This window comes from Vibrio sp. 10N.222.46.A1 (assembly GCF_041473595.1).
Lineage (GTDB): Bacteria > Pseudomonadota > Gammaproteobacteria > Enterobacterales > Vibrionaceae > Vibrio > Vibrio tasmaniensis_A.
In genome coordinates, this window is sequence record NZ_JBFRSN010000705.1 from 1 (window position 1) to 4,326 (window position 4,326).

Genomic DNA, 4,326 nt, shown 5'->3' on the forward strand with positions numbered 1-4,326 from the left:
GTTATGGCCTTTGTTTATTGAATGGGCAAAACTCTCGTTCAATGCCATGACAGCAACCGCAATTGCCGCCCAATAAGGTTTTTCCCACTGAAACCACAAAGTAAGGCAGATAGAGATAACAATCGCGAGAGAAGCCTTAATTGCTTCTTTGGTCGATACACTGAACATAAATGCCATCCAACTATTTGATTATTTTGATTGAAGCTGTCATGCCGACACGAAGTTGCAAGTCTTCAGGCACGTTATCGAGTACTACTTTAATTGGTATACGCTGAGCGAGGCGAATCCATTGAAAGTTTGGGTTCACGTTAGGAAGAAGATCATTACCTGTGCTGCCGTCTTGTGTTGCAATACCAAAGCCAATGCTTTTGATATGGCCTTCCAATTGAATATTGTTGTGCATCATAAGAGTGACAAGCGCTTTGTCGTTAGGGCCAACATTCACCAGATCAGTTTCTTTGAAATAGCCTTCGATCCAGAAACTGTCTTGATCGATCAATGCAACTACCGGTGTATTGGCGACAACTTGAGAGCCTTCTCGTAGGTTTAAGTTCGTGATGAAGCCATTCGTTGGAGCGTAAACCTTGGTGTATTTGAGATTTAAATGTGCCTCTTCAACATTGGCCTTTGCTAGTGCAACGTTAGCTGCATTCGTCTCAACCGCGTTGTTCAGGTTATTCAAGGTCAGCACTGGCAGCGCGCCAGGCGTTCTTTTTTCTAAGTTCAACGCGCGTTGCTCTTCGTTTTTAGCTTTTGCTAAGAGCGCGCGAGCCTGTTTCTGTGTCGCGAGTGCTTTATTGTAGGCCGCTTGATAAATACTTGGGTCGATCTCAAACAGGAGATCCCCTTTAACTACCTGTGAGTTGTCTTCAATATGGACTTTAGTTACTTGCCCGGTGACTCGAGGGGTAATAGAAACTATGTATGCGCTGACCTGACCATCTCTAGTCCAGGGATTACTCGAATAAGATTGGTAATAGCTATAAACCACAGAGCTTGCGGCAACGACCAGTAGTAGCGTGATGAGATAACGTTTAATCAAGGTGAATGCCTCAGAAGATGGTAATGAATTGACCGATAACGCCGACGAAAATCACGATTAGGCTTAATTCGGCAATTGCAGGAAAAGCGACATATTTATGTAGCCCAAGTTTTGTCGCGATTGAGCCAGTCAATATCGTCAATACATAAGCTAACGCGATAACCAATAGCAAAGGAGGGAAGTAGATCTCACCCCACACGAGTTCATGTGGCATTGTGTTCATGGGTCTATCTCTATCGTTTTAAGAAGGTAACGATAAAGGAAATGCGGTGATGTTAATAATCGTATATAGAGGATCAGATCCATCAAATACAGACAGGTTTAGGTATATACTAGGAAGGATAGGCAGCAAAGGTACAAATCAGTATTCACGTTTGTTCAGTCTTTTTATCATTATTAATTCTGATGCAGTAGATATTTTTCTATCTCGTATGCATGACCAAGAAAGTAAGTACATTAAAATGAACTTTAGTATTGAACAACTTCTCGCGTTTGTGACTGTCTATGAACAGCGGTCATTTAGCAAGGCGGCGGTAAAGCTTAACAAGCACAGAACGACCGTGGGTCAGGTGATTACAAACTTGGAAGATCACCTTGCAGTGAATTTTTTTGAAAGGGTCGGGCGCTCTGTTGAACCAACGGAGGACGGGCACCTCCTTTATCACTATGCAAAACAGACGATTGAGCAAGCTCGTACTTTTGACAAAGTGGCGTTGAGCCTCTCTTATGGTGGGTTAGAGAAAATAACAATCGCGTATTCTAGTTTCGTTCCACAACGTGTTTTGGTCGATATACGAAAACGACTTAAACACGATTTCCCAATGATGCGAGTGAACTTTCTGGTTAGGAATAAGAACGAAATTAAACAAGGAATACAAAGTGGGGAATATCACTTTGGACTTGTGAATGCTCACAATAGCCGAGCGATGCATAGTTTTGATTCTACTTTCCTTGGGCATTTTGAGTTCTATCCATTCGGACAAAAAGGGGGAGAACTCTCACATATCGATAAAGACGAAGTATTAGTCGCACTTAGGAACTCTAAACAGTTCGTATTGAAGTCTCTGATTGACGAAGGTATGTCTGAAAAGATTATCGTGAGCTCTGACTATGAAGAGATCGATCAGCTTTCGTTAATGATCAAAATGCTTGAAGAGGGTTTTGGATGGGCACTTCTTCCTAAGGCTTTTTTTACCGACTCTGAGTTTTCAAAACATTCAATTGAGCCCATTCATTCTGCGCAAATGGTGGAAGGATTCAAATTTGGATTCGCTTTGTGGTGCCCGCACTCGAAGCAAGTCAGTGGTATCAAAGGCTCTTTGGTGTCTGTTATTAAAGAGTACCGCGAGCAACTTATTGATAGTTTTAAGTCGTGAAAATTTGAGATATTAAAAAGGCGCTAATTATTCATTAGCGCCTTTGAGATTTTGTTCAGCTAAGAGAAGAATTACTTCTTACGGCAGAACTCAGCGATTACGTACATTGATTGACCGCCATTTGTTTTACCAGAAACAAGCTTAGGATCGTCACCAACGCTGATGCCACGGATAACAGTACCTTGCTTAATCACTTGGTTAGTGCCTTTGATTGGCAGGTCTTTGATTACTGTTACGTCGTCACCTTTTTTAAGCTCAACGCCGTTCACATCAAGAGGCTTATCATCAGCAGACATGCCGATTTGTGCCCAAACTGATGTTTCTTCTTCAAGGTACATCATGTCTAGTGCGTCTTGAGCCCAGCTTTCAGTGTTCAGACGAGTAAGTTGACGCCATGCCGTTACTTGAACTGGTGCCTCTTGACTCCACATGCTGTCGCTTAGGCAGCGCCAGTGGTTGATATCTTTAGGCTCGTCAATCTCACCAAGGCATTTGTCACATACCATGATGCCGTGATCCACTGTTACGTGGCTGTGTGGCGGTACTGCGTACGCAGTAAGAGAAGAATCAGAACCACATAGTTCACATTTAGATTGGCAGCGTTCTAGCATAGTAGCTTCAGAAGACATAATGGACTCACATTTATTAGGTATTAATTACCGGGGCTATTATCCACTTTATTTACAATAAAGAAAGAGGTCGTACGGTATTCTGTCTTGATTAATTTTAGCCGAGATCAACCATTTGTGTTTTAACGTTTTATGCAAACGGTTAACTAGGGATAGTTGGTTGGGGGTAGAAACAAAAATGCCAGCGGTAAGGCTGGCATTTGTTTAGTTGCAACTATTCTTATTCCAAGAAAGAAGCAGTAATAGATGCTGAAGTTAACGCGTTGTCGATCAAGAAGTCTACAGCTTGTGTCTGCATGCTTACATGATGACCTGCGTCCAAAGGTGTTGGTGTAGTGGTATCTTGCGGTATTACAAACGTACTGTGTGCAGCAACATCACTGAACTTAACAAAGTCCTTCGCACCGTCAGGGGTCGTGTTACTCGAATCAACGACTGTTAGGCCAAGCTTAGTTGCTAACGGTGTCGTTCCTGCGAACGGAGCGTTTGCCACTGTGTTTGGTACTGTATTATCACCTTGTACTTGCCCCATATAAATAGGCAGAACAGGTGAGCCAGAAGCAACTAGATAAGCAGCATTTGTAAACGGATCCACAGTATCTAACACCGTTTGTGCAGCGTAAGCGAACTGTTGGAAAGCGGCTGTCATGGTTGCTTTCTGTGCTGCAGTCGCGTTTGCTTCAAACGTTGTGTAACACTGTTTACTAGAGAGGCTTCCACAGTTCGCGGTTGCGAAACCTGCGTATTCAGTTGAAGCGCTCAATGCAACGCTATGCTTAACTTGAGGGCCAAACTCTGTAGAACCCAGTAGAAGGTTAGATATCTGACCACCAGAGTTTTCTATCGCTGCTGAACTGAATGAGTAAAGCGAATTAGCTGCGACACTACCGAGAGTACGGTTAGAGGCTGCAACTGCCGTCGTTCCAACAATACCGCCTAGCGAGTGGCCTAAGAACTTCACTTGTGAGCCAGTAGCTAGGTTAAAGGCCTTTAATGGAGAAGTTGTGAGTGCCCCAGTTTTTAATGAAACAGCTAAAGATGCACGTAAGCCCATTACATCAAGTGCACTTTGACGTACGTTATCGCGAGCGACGGGTAAGTTCGCTAAGTTTAGATAAGCCAAAACGTCAGCATTTGCCGAACGAGTATCATCCAAACTACGTGTACCGTGGATCGGTAAGTCAATGGCCAATACTGCTACACCCGCTTTTGCAAGGTTGTAAGCGAACGCATAAGCGTTTTCTTTCGCGGAGGTGATGCCGTGTTGGTAGATCACAAC

5 protein-coding genes and 1 pseudogene are annotated in these 4,326 nt (G+C 43.4%); 1 reads left to right on the forward strand and 5 read right to left on the reverse strand.

Annotation, left to right across the window (positions count from 1 at the left end):
* From AB4496_RS18710 to AB4496_RS18720, 3 genes and pseudogenes are all read right to left on the reverse strand, one after another.
* Positions 1 to 168, reverse strand: a pseudogene (locus AB4496_RS18710) (FUSC family protein); the annotation flags it as partial.
* Positions 169 to 181: 13 nt separating this feature from the next.
* Positions 182 to 1,042, reverse strand: coding sequence for an HlyD family secretion protein (locus tag AB4496_RS18715; protein WP_009845314.1), 861 nt, complete (start codon positions 1,040 to 1,042; stop codon positions 182 to 184).
* Between the two features lie 10 nt (positions 1,043 to 1,052).
* Complete coding sequence (locus tag AB4496_RS18720) at positions 1,053 to 1,265, reverse strand: DUF1656 domain-containing protein (RefSeq protein ID WP_004730923.1); 213 nt, start codon at positions 1,263 to 1,265, stop codon at positions 1,053 to 1,055.
* 238 nt (positions 1,266 to 1,503) lie between these two features.
* Between AB4496_RS18720 and AB4496_RS18725 the strand changes: the two genes are divergently transcribed.
* Positions 1,504 to 2,418, forward strand: coding sequence for a LysR family transcriptional regulator (locus AB4496_RS18725; RefSeq protein ID WP_102257728.1), 915 nt, complete (start codon positions 1,504 to 1,506; stop codon positions 2,416 to 2,418).
* A gap of 71 nt (positions 2,419 to 2,489) precedes the next feature.
* On the opposite strand, the gene AB4496_RS18730 is transcribed toward AB4496_RS18725, so the two are convergent.
* Together AB4496_RS18730 and AB4496_RS18735 are read right to left on the reverse strand one after the other, a co-directional pair.
* The gene (locus tag AB4496_RS18730; protein ID WP_009845316.1) at positions 2,490 to 3,047 is read right to left on the reverse strand and encodes a PhnA domain-containing protein; all 558 of its coding nucleotides are present in this window, start codon (positions 3,045 to 3,047) and stop codon (positions 2,490 to 2,492) included.
* 220 nt (positions 3,048 to 3,267) lie between these two features.
* Positions 3,268 to 4,326: VolA/Pla-1 family phospholipase (locus AB4496_RS18735; RefSeq protein ID WP_372131603.1), on the reverse strand; the 1,059-nt coding region annotated here is incomplete at its 5' end.

Coding starts and splice junctions, on each gene's coding strand:
- AB4496_RS18725 (WP_102257728.1), top strand. CDS start 1,504: ATGAACTTTAGTATTGAACAACTTCTCGCGTTTGTGACTGTCTATGAA.
- AB4496_RS18720 (WP_004730923.1), bottom strand. CDS start 1,265: ATGAACACAATGCCACATGAACTCGTGTGGGGTGAGATCTACTTCCCT.
- AB4496_RS18730 (WP_009845316.1), bottom strand. CDS start 3,047: ATGTCTTCTGAAGCTACTATGCTAGAACGCTGCCAATCTAAATGTGAA.